Consider the following 16,680-nt stretch of genomic DNA (forward strand, 5'->3'; position numbering starts at 1 on the left):
TGGATAGTGTTACTATCTGCTAGAAACTCACAAGAACGGGGTAAGTTTATAGACAATTCATGTCTCACCTGTTGTGCTACTTTTTTCTGTTGTTTTAGTCGTTTTACTGTTTTACGATGTGTTTTGGGAGAAATCATCCCATGGTTATAGAGAATGGTACGAACAGTTGTATCTGTTAAATTGATGCCATGTTCTTGTTTTAAAATTTCAGTAAAATGAACAACATTAGGTTTTAAATTGGTAAATGATTGGTATAGTTCTACAATAAAAGTTTTAGTAGATTCAGGTAGACTATGCTTTGGCGAGCGTTTTTTATTTTTATGAGAAAAAGCTGACTTACCCAATTGAACATAATTGTTAAGTAGTCGGTTAATTTGTCTTAATGATAAAGTTAATTCAACACAGGCACGTTGTTTTGTTTTTTTGCCATGATGAACGGCTTTGATGACGTTATATTTTTTTATTTCATTCACTGTTAATTCTATCCTTTTCATATCTCTAGTTTATCATTTTGGGACATTTTGTCATTCGATTACTTTAAGACATTATCACATTCGATTGATAATTTCAGTTTCTTTAGTCAAAAAAACGTTGACGAAAGAAAGAAAATCTTTTAAAATGGTTGTATATGTACTAGACATAAAAAAGGCTATGTTATATTTAAACAATCAGAGAGTTTCTGTATGGTGAGAGGAAACATGAATATAATGCTCCCTTTTGATATAAGACAATGTAATATTATTTGATAGAAATATCAACGTGACCCAACGATAATGGGAAAAAGACGTAATGACACTGTTCGTTGCAAGTAGGGTGGTACCGTGCCGCAAGCACCCCTATATGCAAGGGGCTTTTTTTATTTTAGGAGGAAGTATGAAACCATTAACAAGTTCACAGATTAGACAAAAATATTTAGATTTCTTTAAATCAAAACAACATGATATTATCCCAAGTGCCTCACTTATTCCAATCAACGATCCAACTCTATTGTGGATTAATGCCGGTGTTGCACCGTTGAAAAAATATTTTGATGGTAGTCTTGTGCCGACTAATCCAAGGTTGGCAAATACACAAAAATGCATTCGTACAAATGATATTGATAATGTTGGTGTAACAGCTAGACATCATACACTATTTGAAATGTTAGGGAATTGGTCTATTGGAAATTATTTCAAAGAAGAAGCAATTTCTTGGGCATGGGAATTTTTAACAAGTCCAGAATGGCTAGGTTTTGAACCAGAGAAATTATATGCAACATACTATCCAAAAGATGAGGAAACACCAACACTTTGGCGTAAGCAACCCCATTTTATAAGTGATCATTTAGTGCCATTTGAAGATAATTTTTGGGATATTGGTGCTGGACCTTGTGGGCCATGTACAGAAATTTTTTATGATAGAGGACCAGAGTTTTTAGATATTGCTGAAGATGACCCAGAAAATTATCCTGGTGGAGAGAATGAACGTTATTTAGAAATTTGGAACCTAGTATTTTCAGAATTTAATCACATGCCAGATGATACTTATCAACCATTACCACGTAAAAATATTGATACAGGTATGGGGTTAGAGAGAATGAGTTCTGTTATTCAAAATACAAAGACTAATTTTGAAACAGATTTATTTATGCCTATTATAGAAAAAATTCAATCGTTAAGTCCGAATAAGACGTATGGAGAAAACAAAGATATTGACACATCATTTAAAGTAATTGCAGACCATATTCGTGCAGTCAGCTTTGCTATTGGAGATGGAGCTTTACCATCAAATGAAGGTAGAGGATACATTTTACGCCGTTTAATTCGCCGTTCTGTGATGCATGGACAAAAACTAGGGATTACAGGAACCTTTTTAACAGAGCTTGTTTCTGTAGTAGGGGAAATTATGGGGCAATATTATCCAGAAATCGTTGAAAAACATGATTTTATTGTTAAAGTGATTGGTTCAGAAGAAACTAAATTCCATGAAACATTACATGATGGTCTAACTTTATTAGAGCAAGTGTTTAGTACAATGGAACAAGATAACAAACAAGTTGTTGATGGATTGGCTGCATTTAAGTTATATGATACATACGGTTTCCCATTAGAACTTACTCAAGAGTATGCTAGCGAACGTGGGTATCGTATTGATACAGAGAGTTTTGATACATTTATGAAAAAGCAAAAAGAGCGTGCACGTGCTGCACGACATAAAGAAGAATCTATGAATGTGCAGTCTGATTTGTATACAAATATTACTGTAGCAAGTGCATTTGTCGGATATGAAACAGATAAAGCAACAAGTGTATTACGTGTTGCGATTGTTCAAGATGAACTTGTTGACACCATTTTAATGCAGCAAAAAGCACAACTCATCTTTGATAAAACACCTTTCTATGCTGAAATGGGTGGACAAGTTGCAGATACTGGAGTTATTGTAAATGAAGATAATCAAGTTGTAGCCCATGTTATTGATGTCAAAAAAGCACCAAATGGACAAGCTATGCATAGTGTTGAAGTGCTTTTACCTATGCAAGTAGATAAAGAGTACACATTGTGTGTGGATAAGACACGTCGTCATAAAATCACTAAAAACCATACGGCAACACATTTGCTTCATCAAGCGCTAAAAGACGTACTTGGTGAGCATGCAAACCAAGCGGGATCTTATGTTACACCAAATGGACTTCGTTTTGACTTTACACATTTTGGTCAAGTCACTAAAGATGAATTGAAACGTATGGAACAATTGGTTAATCAAAAAATCTGGGCTGCTTTACCGGTTGTGACACTTGAAACAACATTAGATAAAGCAAAGGAACTCGGAGCAATGGCATTATTTGGCGAAAAATATGGCAAACATGTACGTGTTGTCAACATTGGCGAGTATTCTATTGAATTGTGTGGAGGGATTCACGTTTCTAACACCCAAGAAATTGGACTATTCCAAATTGTGTCTGAATCAGGAATTGGAGCGGGGACTCGACGAATTGAGGCACTAACTAGTCAAGAGGCATACGCATTTTTAACAGACATGTCTGATCAATTACAGCTTGTTGCTAAACAGTTAAAGAGTGCTATTCATGATGTGCCGAAACGCATTGAGCAATTGCAAGCAGAACACAAACAATTAACCCATGAATTAAATGGAGTAAAAGAGAGCATATTAAAACAAGAATCGACACGTTTATTTGAACAAGTTGAATGTGTCAACGGCTTACGTGTCATTTTAGCAGATACATCTAACAAAGAAATGAATGAACTGCGTACGTTAGCAGATACGTGGAAACAAGCAGATTATTCTGATGTGTTTGTTGTAGCGAGTGCTAAAGACGGAAAAGTGAGTTTATTGGTTGCTGCCAATAAAACGGCAAATGATAAAGGTGTTAAAGCAGGTGATCTGATTAAACAAATTGCACCGTTAGTTGGTGGAGGCGGCGGAGGCCGTGCTGATATGGCACAAGCAGGTGGTAAAAATCCAGCGGGAATTAAATCAGCTTTGGAGAAAGTGAGTAGCTTATTATAATTGATAAATATGAACATCGGTACAGATTTCAATGTACCGATGTTTTTCTATGTAAAACGTAATGAAAATGTATTTGAAACACACTTGAAAATAAAAAATATAGTAGAGATATGCTTTTTATTTGAAAAAGTAGGAATAGTTCAGATAAGATAAGGAGATGTTTAAAGTAGTAATTCATGCAAAAAAATTGCATGAAGAAACGGTTTTTTTCTGTAAATAAATAATGATTGTCATAAAAATAGTTGATGTTTTTTTCACGTAGATACTGACTTTTTGTGGATATAAACGAGATTTACAGGGTAAAAAAAGTGTATAAAAAAAATTTAATTAAAATATAATAAAGAATATTTATGCAATTTTATAAATGTTTTGAAAATGAAGATATAAAATTTTTGAGTAAAATGTATAAAAATCTAAAATTATAAAAAACATACATAAAAGTTATTTTTCGACAGTTGATTTTTTGTTTTGTTAGCGTTAACATTAAGGTACAAAAAAGAGGGCAATTGTTCTTCAGTCTGATCAACTGAAATAAAGTTTTAGGGAGGAAACGACTATGACTAAACCAATTCATGTATTTTCTGAAATTGGAAAGTTGAAAAAAGTGATGTTACATCGACCAGGTAAAGAGTTAGAAAACTTAACACCTGATTATTTGCAAAGATTGCTGTTCGATGATATTCCGTTCTTGGAAGAGGCACAAAGAGAGCATGATGCATTTGCACAAGCGTTACGTGATGAGGGAGTAGAAGTGTTATATTTAGAACAACTAGCTGCAGAATCACTTATCACACCAGAAATAAGAAAAGAATTTATTGAAGAATATTTAGATGAAGCTAATATTCGTGGACGACAAACAAAAGAATCTATCCGTCAAATATTAAACGGAATTGAAGATAATTTAGAGTTGGTTGAAAAAACAATGGCTGGCTTTAGAAAAGTAGAATTGCCAGAAATTAGTGACGATAAAAAAGGATTAACCGATTTGGTCGAATCAGATTATCCATTTGCTATTGATCCAATGCCAAACTTGTACTTTACAAGAGATCCATTTGCAACAATGGGGAATGCAGTATCGCTGAATCATATGTATGCCGAAACAAGAAATCGTGAAACGCTGTATGGAAAATATATTTTCAAATATCATCCAGTATATGGTGGTCATGTGAAACTAGTTTATAATCGTGAAGAAACTACACGTATTGAAGGTGGAGATGAATTAATTTTATCTAAAGATGTCTTAGCAGTAGGTATTTCACAACGAACAGATGCAGCGTCTATTGAAAAATTATTAGTTAATATTTTCAAGGAAAGAGTAGGATTTAAAAAAGTATTGGCATTTGAGTTTGCTAATAATCGTAAATTCATGCACTTAGATACAGTGTTTACAATGATTGATTATGATAAATTTACTATCCATCCAGAGATTGAAAGTAGTTTACGCGTATATTCTGTAACGTATGAAAATGAAGAATTGAAAATTGTGCGTGAAAATGGAGATTTAGCAGAACTATTAGCTGAAAATTTAGGTGTGGATAAGGTTGAGTTAATTCGTTGTGGTGGCGATAATATTGTTGCTGCTGGACGTGAGCAATGGAATGATGGATCAAATACATTAACTATTTCTCCTGGAGTTGTTGTTGTGTACGATCGCAATACCATTACAAATGCAATTTTAGAATCAAAAGGCATGAGATTAATTAAAATTCGTGGAAGCGAATTAGTTCGTGGTCGTGGGGGCCCACGTTGCATGTCTATGCCATTTGAACGTGAAGATATTTAATGGGTAAAGTGCCAATAAAAAAGAGAATGAGGTATTGTAAAATGACACAAGTATTCCAAGGAAGAAGTTTCTTAAAAGAAAAAGATTTTACACGTGCAGAATTAGAATATTTAATTGACTTTTCTGCTCATGTTAAAGATTTAAAAAAACGTGGCGTGCCACATAAATTTTTAGAAGGTAAAAATATTGCACTGTTGTTTGAAAAAACATCAACACGTACACGTGCTGCTTTTACAACAGCTGCTATTGATTTAGGTGCGCATCCAGAGTATTTAGGTAAAAACGACATTCAATTAGGGAAAAAAGAATCTGTTGAAGATACTGCTAAAGTTTTAGGTCGTATGTTTGATGGCATTGAGTTCCGTGGATTTAGTCAAGAAGTTGTTGAAGACTTGGCAAAATATGCAGGTGTACCTGTATGGAATGGGCTAACAGATGCATGGCATCCAACACAAATGATTGCTGACTATTTAACAGTAAAAGAAAATTTTGGACGCTTAGAAGGATTAACGCTTGTTTATTGTGGAGATGGTCGTAATAATGTTGCCAACAGTTTATTAGTAACAGGAGCAATATTAGGTGTTAATGTTCATATTTTCTCTCCAAAAGAACTATTCCCTGAAGCAGAGATTGTTGAGTTAGCAAAAGAATATGCTGCTCAAAGTAATGCTCGTATTGTTATTACTGATGATGCAGATGAAGCTGTCAAAGGTGCAGATGTACTGTATACAGATGTTTGGGTATCAATGGGAGAAGAAGATAAATTTGCAGAACGTGTTGCTTTATTACAACCATATCAAATTAATATGGATTTAGTACGTAAAGCAGGCAATGAAGACTTAATTATTTTACACTGCTTACCAGCATTCCACGATACAGAAACAGAGTATGGCAAACAAATTGCAGAACAATTCGGTATTAAAGAAATGGAAATTACTGATGAAGCATTCCGTAGCAAATACGCACGTCAATTTGATCAAGCAGAAAATCGTATGCATTCAATTAAAGCGATAATGGCATTAACAGCAGGTAATTTATTCGTTAATAAAGTATAAATCATATCATGATGACAGGTTGTTCTGGTTTTGATGTTAAATCAGAACCAGAACAATTTAAGTTTATATAAGACTATAGTAAATGGGAGAATACGTCTTAGATATAATAGGATATTGTCTTATGATGTGAAAGAGTGTGTATATAATCCTATTTATTATAAAAAGAGTAATTTGATTTTATAATTAGGAGGGAACAAAACATGACAGTAAAAGTTAAAAAAGGTTTTAAGATGCCATCGTCATATACTGTATTAGTCATTATGATTGCATTAATGGCTGTGTTAACATGGATTATCCCAGCAGGTTCTTACAAAGACGGGGTATATACTGCAGCAGAACAAAGTCCACAAGGATTGTTTGATGTGTTAATGGCACCAGTACGTGCCATGTTAGGAACACCAGATAATCCCAATCCTACGTTAGCTGCAATTGATGTTTCATTCTTTATTATTATGGTTGGTGCGTTCATAGGTGTTATGACAGAAACAGGGGCTTTAGATGTAGGGATTGCTTCAATCGTTAAACGATACAAAGGAAAAGAGAAAAGATTAATTCCTGTATTGATGATTATTTTTGCACTAGGTGGAACAACTTATGGTATGGGCGAAGAAACAATGGCATTTTACCCATTGTTAATTCCAGTTATGATGGCTGTTGGATTTGACTCGGTAACAGCAGTAGCCGTTATTTTGATTGGATCTCAAGTAGGCTGTCTAGCCTCTACTGTAAACCCATTTGCTACAGGAGTTGCCTCAGCATCAGCTGGAATTAGTGTAGCAGACGGTATTTTATTACGTGTGATTTTCTTCGTTGTAATGGTAACGTTATCAATTATGTTTGTTTACAGATATGCAAGTAAAATTGAAAAAGATCCTACTAAATCATTAGTGTATCATCAACGCAAAGCAGATGAAGAATTTTTCTTGAGTAAACAAACCAATGAAGATGTTAAATTAACTGGTGGACAAAAAGCGTCTTTAGTGTTATTTGGATTAACATTTGTCATTATGATTCTTAGTTTAATTCCATGGAGCGAATTTGGTATTACATTGTTTAAAGATTTGAATGGAATTGTAGGAAAACTTCCTGGTATGGGAAGAACATTAGCTTTAGGAGAATGGTATTTCCCAGAAGTAACAATGTTATTTATTGCAATGTCTATATTAATTGGTTTTGCATCAAAAATGGGAGAAGCACGTTTTATTAAAGCGTTTATGAACGGAGCGGCTGATTTACTAAGTGTTGCCTTAATTTGTGCTGTTGCACGTGGTATCCAAGTGATTATGAATGATGGTAATATTACTGGAACAATTTTAAACTTTGGTGCTGGGGCATTAAGTGGATTATCAGAACAAGTTTTTGTTGTATTGGCGTATATTTTCTATTTACCAATGTCTATTTTAATTCCGTCTACATCAGGTTTAGCAAGTGCAACAATTGGTATTATTGCTCCTCTAGGACAATTGTCAAAAGTAGGTGCAGACTTAGTAGTTACAGCTTTCCAAGCTGCATCTGGTGCCGTTAACTTACTTGCACCAAGTTCAGGTATCGTTATGGGAGCTTTAGCACTAGGACGTATCGAACTAGGCACATGGTGGAAATTTGCAGGAAAATTAGTAGGATTATTAGTCATTGTAAGTATTGTGTTATTAGTTTTGGGAACTTTCATATAATGCACTCAATGGATTGAGAGCTTTACTGAAGCATTTAGACATACATTAATAAAGCAATATAGAGTAACACCGGCAATTGCATAATCAAAACTATACCATGCATCATAAGATGTACAGTTATATAAGTGGATAGAACTACTTTATATGGTGTATTATATCTAAAAAATCACATTAAAGGAGAAACGTATGCATACATTTATCACGAAAACACATCAAGAGGAATGTGTTAAAGCAATTCAACGACTTGTTCAGTTTCCTTCAGTTTTAAATGAGGGAGAAAATGGGACACCATTTGGACAAGCGATACAAGATGTTTTAGAAGATACTTTAAAACTAACGGAAGAATTGGGATTTAAAACGTATTTAGATCCAAAAGGGTATTATGGATATGCAGAAATAGGAGAAGGGAAAGAAATTTTTGCTATTTTATGCCATTTAGATGTTGTTCCTGCAGGTGTTTTGGATGAATGGAAGACTAATCCGTTTGAAGCAGTGATTGATAAGAATGTGATATATGGACGTGGAACGCAGGACGATAAAGGACCGTCAATGGCAGCGTTATTTGCTGTTAAAGCATTAATGGATAATGGGATAAGTTTTAATAAACGTATACGCTTTATTTTTGGAACAGATGAAGAAACGTTATGGCGTGGCTTAAATAGATATACATCTATTGAAGAAGAAGCAACTATGGGATTTGCACCAGATTCTACATTTCCACTGATTTATGCTGAGAAAGGGTTATTGCAAGCAAAATTAGTTGGTAAGGGGGATTCTAATTTATCTATTGAAGTTGGTGAAGCATATAATATTGTTCCGGGTAAGGCACGTTATGAAGGGGAATTAAAAGAAAAACTAATAGCTGCTTTACATAAACATCAATTTGATTTCCAAGAAGATGATGGCATTATTGTATTAGGGAAATCAATGCATGCCAAAGATGCTCCTAAGGCAACAAATGCGATTGTACGTTTAGCGATTGCCTTATCAGAATGTGTAGACAATCCAACACTTCAGTTTATTGCACAAAGTATTGGAGAAGACGCTACAGGAACACATCTTTTCGGAAAATGTTTAGAAGATGAACCGTCAGGAGTTTTATCATTTAATGTGGCGGGATTAACAATAAATGATGAGAAAACGGAAATCAGATTAGATATTCGTATTCCTGTTTTAGTAAATAAAGAGCAATTAGTTGATGAATTGACACAAAAAGCGAGTGTGTTTGGTTTAAATTATGAGGAATTTGATTATTTAGCCCCTCTATATGTGCCTAAAGATAGCGAATTAATTCAACAATTAATGGCGGTATATCATGAAAAAACTGGAGACACAACACCGGCAAAATCATCTGGTGGAGCAACTTATGCACGTACAATGAAAAATTGTGTGGCTTATGGAGCTGCGTTTCCATATACACCAGAAACGGAACATAAAGAAAATGAGAGTATGCCATTAAAAGATTTATTTGATGCAATGGACATTTATGCGGAAGCTATTTATCGTTTAGCAAGCACACATGAAAGATAGGAGAATAAAAATGGGACGTAAAATTGTTATCGCATTAGGTGGGAATGCTATTTTGTCATCTGATGCATCTGCTCAAGCACAACAAAAAGCCTTAGTGCAAACAGCGAAATATTTGGTACAATTTATTGAAAACGGAGATGAACTTATTGTTACACACGGAAATGGACCGCAGGTTGGGAATTTATTATTACAACAAGCTGCAGCAGATTCAGAAAAAAATCCAGCCATGCCATTAGACACTTGTGTAGCCATGACAGAAGGAAGTATAGGATTTTGGTTACAAAATGCCCTAGTAAATGAATTGGAAACAAGAGGTATTCATAAAGACGTTGCTGCAGTAGTGACACAAGTTATTGTGTCGAATGATGACCCAGCATTTAGTCAACCTACTAAACCAATAGGGCCGTTTTTAAGTGAAGAAGAAGCAAAACATCAAGCTGAATTAACGGGTGCTATCTTCAAAGAAGATGCTGGACGAGGATGGCGTAAAGTTGTTCCATCACCAAAACCAATCGGTATTAAAGAAGTTAATGTGGTTCGGTCATTGATTGAATCTGGAGTTGTTGTGATTACAGCAGGTGGTGGAGGCATTCCAGTTGTCGAAGATCCACAAACTAAACAATTGACAGGTGTAGAGGCAGTTATTGATAAAGACTTTGCTAGTCAAACATTATCTGAATTAGTTGGTGCAGATTTGTTCGTTATTTTAACAGGTGTGGATAATGTTTATGTAAACTATAATCAACCAAACCAAGAAAAATTAGAACAAGTTACACCTTCACAATTAAAACAATATATTGCTGAAAATCAGTTTGCACCGGGAAGTATGCTACCAAAAGTAGAGGCTGCCATTAATTTTGTTGAACGTTATCCACAAGGAAAAGCTATTATTACATCTTTGGAAAACATTGAACAAGTTTTAACAGGTCATGGCGGTACTCAAGTAGTTGCAGATTAAATGTAAGGAAATTTTATTGTAAAAATTATATATATATATATATCATTATATAATATGATTTATAATAAATAATAAGAACCCCCTATGTAAAAAAAGGGGGTTTTGTTTAGAATATTTGAAATAGGACAACATTATTTGACTCAAAAAATATAACTGATTCGTTAATTTTTGGTTTCATAAGGTTGGAAGTACAGTATTTTGAAAACAAAAAATAATCATGTGGAGAAACATTTTTGTTTTTCCACACGATGTATTCTTCAGTTTTGATAGATTAAGAAAGAATGTTTTTAATAATTAACTTTGTTGATGTATCCATTGAAAAAACCGTTTCTAAATAGGTATGACATAATTTAAACGATTTTACTTAAGGATAAAAATCGTGTGATAGCATGAATCCCTTGTTGAATAAAGGAAAATGTAATAGTCAATGATACGATTAATCCAGTAAATAATGGATGGTATAATAAAAAGACACCGACAATAAGACCAATTAATGCATACCAAAAGAATGAACTTTTCAAAAAATTTTCAATATTTAAGAGAATAGATGAAACTAATTGGAAAATGCTAATCAGAATTAGCCAATAAGCGACTAGTGTTGGTAACAATAATGTAAATGTTGTATATCCACCAGATAGTAGGAGTAGTGAGAAGATGATATTTAAAATTGCATTTATTAAATACAATTTTGAACGGAAAGGATTATCAATTGTGAAAAATTCGATAACATCAACAATTCCGCCTATCAACCAGGCAATAGCTAATGAAAATCCTAGGGTTGCTAGTTGGCTAATGGGATTAAACAGAGTAATACAACCTACTAAAATAAAAAGGATACCTGATATTAATAAGAACCACTTAAAATATTTCAAATTTGTTATCATATTTTCACCTCGCTTCCAATAAATTATATATATTATAATGTTTTTTAATGTAAAAATAAAGTTTTTTATATAAAAAATTCTATCTTTTTCAGAAAATGACAGAAATAGTCTAATGATAACAGTTGTTTTAGTTAAATCATTTGGATATTATGATGTGGTTAAGCAATTTTAGAGTACTCTAAAAAAGAATACTGTGAAGAGTCAGAAAATGTATGAAAAAGTGGAAAAATGATATATATGCTTGATAATTTATAGACTTAGCATTAATTATAATGTGATATTTGTTTACTAAATGTGTGATATTAAAATCTGCCATGTTTCATGATCCAATAGATATGATGGTTAAACATGACCTTTGATAAGTGATTTTTGAAGTGTGTGAAAATTAAACAGATGAATTATTTTTTAAAGCATATCGGATAGTTCCTATTAATGTTAATAGAATAAGCATGTGCAAAATAGTATGGTAAACGTCAGGAATATATTTTCCCTCAATAACTAACCAATGGACAGTTTTTGAAAAATACTGTATTTTACCTTGTAAATTTCCCATTATGCCACTGTCGAAAAATGTATACCATTCGTGTGCCATAAACTGCAGAAGAAACCAAAGCGATAAAAAAATAATGGAAAGCCAGTTGCCAATGGTTTTATTTGTCATAAATAATACAATGACACCTACATAGAGGAAGAAGAAAATACCGTCATCTTGATATGAACTGGTCACTAAGCAAAAATGATTAAAACAAAAACCGGTCATATCAAGGGCAAACCACAAAAGTAATAAAAAATGTAAGAATAAAACGTGACGTTTTTTCATGAAAACTCCTTTATCATTTAATTTAAATTAGTCTAACGGATTATAAACAGACAAACGAGAAGTTTTGTAAATGTCCAAAACTTCTCGTTGAGTTATGTTATTATTTTGTTGCACGTTTAATATAAGTGCCTTCAGCTGTATTAATTTCTAAATACTCACCAGCTTCGATAAAGTCTGGTACGTTAACAACTAAACCAGTTTCCATTGTTGCAGGTTTACCAGAACCAGACACTGTAGCCCCTTTAATAGATGGTTGTGTTTCACTAACTTGTAACACAACTGTTGTTGGCAGTGTCACACCGACAACTTCACTGCCGAAAAATTCAATTTTTACAGTTTCATTTTCTAAAATATATTTTAACTCATTTTCAATTGATGCTTCAGGAATTTCATATTGTTCGTATGTTTCTAAGTCCATGAAAATAGCTGTGCTATCTTGTTTATATAAATATTGCACTTCTTTTTTGTCAATGTGAGCTTTTTCAACTTTTTCATCTGGTCGCATAGTTGTATCTACTGTTGAACCATTACGTACGTCACGGATTTTCATACGCATAACCGTGTTCCCTTTACCAGGTTTATGGTGACTAATTTCTAAAACTTTCCATAATTTTCCGTCTTGGACAAATGTCATACCCGCTTTTAAATCATTTACGTTAATCATCTTTTTTCTCCTTAAATTTTGTTAGAGTCAATACTCAAATATTATAGCGTATTTTCAGTTATACAACAAGCAGAATTATACACTAGAGTAATCTTCCATGCTAGTTAGTCTTATTTAATGAGGACATGCTAGTTAATTGATTATGCTATTGTTTAAAATATGTTAATACAAATTGTCAATAGAACCATTTATTTACTTTTTCGATACGGATTCGTCTTTGTGTTATAAAGAGAGATTATAAACGTGTTTCAAGGTGAATGGCTTTTTGTGTATTGGCAAAATGATACTTAGCAAATTTATGTAGAACTTCAATGCCATAATGATGGATAAGTTGTGCAGCTACTTCATCAACGGTGCTATTTGCTCCAGATGGAAGTAGGCAACCAGCTTGTTGTGACAGGGTGTTTAATGTATCTAGAAAAGTAGCACGTGCAATAATGCTAGCAGCAGCAACGGCTAGATGATGCGATTCACCTTTAGTTGCAAAATAAACATTTTCTTTAATTTGAATAGGTTTATGTTGGATATGCCTGTAATAAGTTGAAGGTTGTTCAAATTGATCAATTAAAATAGCATCAGGTTTTTGTGGAGCTATTTTTTTTAATAAGTGAATTAAAGCATGGTTGTGAAGTTCAGCTTTCATTTGTCCTTGGCTCATTGTAGGTTGTACATCATTGTATTTTTCTGGCAGGACATCAATAATATGGTAAGGAATACGTTCTTTTAACAATTTAGCAAGTTGTTGAATGCGTGTGTCTGTCAGTTTCTTAGAATCTTGTACACCCAATTTTTTTAAATCCTCTAGTTGATGAGAGGGGACAAATGCACTGCAGACAACAAGAGATCCAAAATAGCTACCTGTGCCGACTTCATCACTACCTATAACAGATAAAGAGTGGAAATGTGGTGGTAAGCTTGTTGTAGATTGAGCGTTTTTTTGTAAGGCTTCTTGCCACAAGGCAGCTTCTTGATCGGCTTGTTTACCTTGGAATAGCACTTTACCTGATGTATAGGCAGTAATGGTGGTACCTTGGTAGACAGCACAAAATAAGCTATGTGCAGGTGGGTTAGCTTTTAAATAGTGAGTATAGTGTTGTTTCATACTCATTAAAGTTGATTTTGGTAATGTAATAACATGCATAATTATCTCCTAAGTTTTGATATAGTGCATTATATCAAAAAGCCAGATTAATTTAAAGTTGCTCCTTATATCTAAAGGGAGTATACTATATATAACAATAATTAGATTAGAGGAGGAATAGAATGGAAAAGTATATTTATGCAGATAAATTTTTCTTCACAACCCAAGAGAAAGGGGCAGGTTATTTAGAGATTAGACCAGACGGTACGTTTGGACAGTATACTGAACAAAAACCAAAAGCGGAGATTATTGATTATTCTGGGTACTATATTGCACCAGGATTAGTAGATACGCATATTCATGGATATGCAGGAGCAGATGTGATGGACAACGATTCACAAGGGTTGAAAATTATGTCTGAAGCATTGTTATCTTGTGGAGTGACGTCATTTTTACCGACAACATTAACGGCTTCTACAGAGCAATTAGATGCTGTATGTCAGACTGTTGGCCAAACGCAAGTACAGGGTGCAAAAATTAAAGGGATTTTTTTGGAGGGACCATTTTTTAACGAAAAATATAAAGGGGCACAGAATCCTAATTATATGTGTGACCCTTCAATTGATAAATTAGATAAATGGCAACAATTATCTAATGGCTTGGTTAATAAAATTGCCTTAGCACCAGAACGTGACGGTGCAATTGCATTTATAGAGCATGCTAAAAAACAAGATGTTTATGTGGCAATTGCTCATACAGATGCAACTTATGAACAAGCTAAGGCAGCCGTTGATGCAGGAGCATCTATTTTCGTTCATGTTTACAATGGTATGCGTGGTTTGCACCATAGAGAGCCTGGAGTGGTTGGAGCAGCATTAAATTGTAAAGGTGTTCATGATGAATTGATTTGTGACGGACATCATGTCCATCCCGTTTCAGCTAAAATTGTTATGGATTGTAATGGACGAGAAAATGCTGTGTTGATTACAGATTGTATGGCAGCAGGTGGACAGGCAGAGGGAGATTATAAATTAGGTGAGTTAGATGTTATTGTGAAAGATGGGACGGCACGTTTGAAAGATAGTGGTAGTTTAGCTGGAAGCATTTTAAAATTGTATCAAGCAGTACAAAATGTCATTCATTGGGGAATTGCTGAACCATTTGAGGCATATCGCATGGCGAGTTATAATGCAGCTAAAAGTGTGGGTATTGAAAAAGAATGTGGAGCATTGGATGAGGGGTATCCAGCAGACTTTATTGTGGTAACACGTGATTATGATATTCATGCAACGTATTTAGACGGAGTAAAACGTTATACAAAATAATAAAAAATACAATATACAAGGAGAAACAGGTAACACATCTTGACATGTGTCCAGCAGTTTTACCTAAATAGGTAGCACCCTAATGGTTAGACAAGAGTCTAATGATTAGGGTGCTAATTTATATAGTGTGCTGTTTAATCAGAACGGATAGGAATGTACAGGATATAGTGCATGTTTTTTGAGGATAGATAGTTATATATTGTTATTTGAGTAAAAAGTAAGTATAATATGGAAACAGTTTTTTATATGGAGGACAAGATGAAAAAATTCATAGCAAATATAAGTTTGACAACTATTGGCATTATATTCGCAGCAGTTGGAGTGAGTATGACGTTGAAAGCAAATGTGGGTGTTGGCAGTATTAATGCCTTTAGCAAAACACTTTCGGGCATTTCAACTATTCATGTGGGGACTATTCTCATTCTTGTGAATGTGGCATGTGTATTTGCTCAGTTTGCTTTACAAAGAGATACATTTCATTGGCGACAATGGTTACAATTAGGAGTATCGTATCTGTTAGGAGAGATTGTTAATATCATGGTGTACTATGTTTTTTCATCAATAGTATTAGATACATACATTGTGCGTTTAATGTGGTTTATTTTAGGAAGTATTATTTGTTCTGTTACAGTTGCGTTGATTATCCGATTGAATTTAGTTGTTTTTCCTGTTGAAGCGATGTGTCATGTAATTGCAGAAAAATATAATTTATCTTTCAAGAGAGTTCGACAAGTGGTAGATATTGCAGCAATTATTTTAGTTGTTGTGCTTGTTTTAATCGCTCAAGGTGAGATGACCATTCGTGAGGGGACACTATTAAATGTCATTATTTTTCCGACCATGATACAATCCACGTTAACGATTATGGAAAAATATAATGTATTCAGCACCATTCAATATAAAGACTGTTAAGGAGTGAGAAAACGCCTGTATTAGTGCGGAAAAATCTATTCAGTTAATAAGATGAGGCATTTTATAGAGTGCTTTGCTCATCAAGGTGAGCAAAATAAGAAAAATCATAAAAAGTGCAACTGCTAATGTCAATCGAAAATGAAAATGTCCCAAAATGTGGGCCACTATAAGTGCAATGATTTTCAAAAAAATCATTGCACTTATAGGGCAAAATAATGTATGCTATTAAAGTATCAAGCAGGCTTGTTGTCTTGATACTCTTCAAGAGTTTTTCCAATACTCTTGAGATAGCGTTTGAAAGATGCCAGTTTCCACGGATGTGATTGTGGTGGAACGTATTGGCGTCTTTCTTTTTTTATATTCTCACCCAAATCAAACACCGCTGAATGCTCTTCATGTGTTAACAAACAACGTGTGGCATAAATGTTGTCAGCGATATTCAAGAAAATATCCCCATTAAATGCTTCAATAACCAACGCTTTTGTGTG

Annotated in this window: 12 protein-coding genes and 2 pseudogenes; 8 read left to right on the forward strand and 6 right to left on the reverse strand. The window is 33.9% G+C overall.

Annotated elements, in window-relative coordinates:
• Positions 1-494, reverse strand: a pseudogene (locus E4T68_RS06615) (helix-turn-helix domain-containing protein); the annotation flags it as partial.
• 379 nt (positions 495-873) lie between these two features.
• On the opposite strand from E4T68_RS06615, the gene alaS reads away from it, so the two are divergent.
• From alaS to arcC, 6 genes are all read left to right on the forward strand, one after another.
• Entirely contained in the window at positions 874-3,507 is a 2,634-nt protein-coding gene (gene alaS / locus E4T68_RS06620) for an alanine--tRNA ligase (protein ID WP_135125337.1), read from the forward strand.
• Positions 3,508-4,063: 556 nt separating this feature from the next.
• Complete coding sequence (gene arcA / locus E4T68_RS06625; RefSeq protein WP_135125339.1) at positions 4,064-5,290, forward strand: arginine deiminase; 1,227 nt, start codon at positions 4,064-4,066, stop codon at positions 5,288-5,290.
• 41 nt (positions 5,291-5,331) lie between these two features.
• Positions 5,332-6,345, forward strand: a complete 1,014-nt coding sequence (gene argF / locus E4T68_RS06630; RefSeq protein WP_135125341.1) for an ornithine carbamoyltransferase — start codon at positions 5,332-5,334, stop codon at positions 6,343-6,345.
• A 200-nt stretch (positions 6,346-6,545) separates the two neighbouring features.
• Positions 6,546-8,018 carry a YfcC family protein gene (locus E4T68_RS06635; protein ID WP_135125343.1) on the forward strand — a complete coding sequence of 491 codons (1,473 nt, stop codon included), beginning with the start codon at positions 6,546-6,548 and terminating at the stop codon, positions 8,016-8,018.
• Between the two features lie 186 nt (positions 8,019-8,204).
• Complete coding sequence (locus E4T68_RS06640; RefSeq protein ID WP_135125345.1) at positions 8,205-9,548, forward strand: M20 family metallopeptidase; 1,344 nt, start codon at positions 8,205-8,207, stop codon at positions 9,546-9,548.
• Positions 9,538-10,506, forward strand: coding sequence for a carbamate kinase (gene arcC / locus E4T68_RS06645; protein WP_370543846.1), 969 nt, complete (start codon positions 9,538-9,540; stop codon positions 10,504-10,506). Before E4T68_RS06640 ends, arcC begins: the two co-directional genes overlap by 11 nt.
• A 350-nt stretch (positions 10,507-10,856) precedes the next feature.
• Here arcC and E4T68_RS06650 read toward each other — a convergent pair whose 3' ends face one another.
• The 4 genes from E4T68_RS06650 to rnhC all read right to left on the reverse strand — a co-directional run bounded on the left by E4T68_RS06650 (position 10,857) and on the right by rnhC (position 14,015).
• Positions 10,857-11,390, reverse strand: coding sequence for a DUF308 domain-containing protein (locus E4T68_RS06650; RefSeq protein ID WP_135125349.1), 534 nt, complete (start codon positions 11,388-11,390; stop codon positions 10,857-10,859).
• Between the two features lie 385 nt (positions 11,391-11,775).
• A complete protein-coding gene (locus E4T68_RS06655) occupies positions 11,776-12,210 on the reverse strand; it encodes a hypothetical protein (RefSeq protein ID WP_135125351.1) in 435 nt (144 codons plus the stop codon).
• Positions 12,211-12,310: 100 nt separating this feature from the next.
• Positions 12,311-12,874, reverse strand: coding sequence for an elongation factor P (gene efp, locus E4T68_RS06660; RefSeq protein WP_135125353.1), 564 nt, complete (start codon positions 12,872-12,874; stop codon positions 12,311-12,313).
• A 235-nt stretch (positions 12,875-13,109) separates the two neighbouring features.
• A complete protein-coding gene (gene rnhC, locus E4T68_RS06665) occupies positions 13,110-14,015 on the reverse strand; it encodes a ribonuclease HIII (RefSeq protein ID WP_135125355.1) in 906 nt (301 codons plus the stop codon).
• A 122-nt stretch (positions 14,016-14,137) separates the two neighbouring features.
• Between rnhC and nagA the strand changes: the two genes are divergently transcribed.
• Both nagA and E4T68_RS06675 read left to right on the forward strand, forming a co-directional pair.
• Positions 14,138-15,280: an N-acetylglucosamine-6-phosphate deacetylase gene (gene nagA, locus E4T68_RS06670; protein WP_135125357.1), complete on the forward strand. Its 1,143-nt coding sequence runs from the start codon at positions 14,138-14,140 to the stop codon at positions 15,278-15,280.
• Between the two features lie 258 nt (positions 15,281-15,538).
• Complete coding sequence (locus E4T68_RS06675) at positions 15,539-16,192, forward strand: YitT family protein (protein ID WP_135125359.1); 654 nt, start codon at positions 15,539-15,541, stop codon at positions 16,190-16,192.
• A 233-nt stretch (positions 16,193-16,425) separates the two neighbouring features.
• Here the strand turns inward: E4T68_RS06675 and E4T68_RS06680 are convergent.
• Positions 16,426-16,680, reverse strand: a pseudogene (locus tag E4T68_RS06680) (ISNCY family transposase); the annotation flags it as partial.

This window comes from Granulicatella sp. WM01 (genome assembly GCF_004570605.1).
Classification (GTDB): domain Bacteria; phylum Bacillota; class Bacilli; order Lactobacillales; family Aerococcaceae; genus WM01.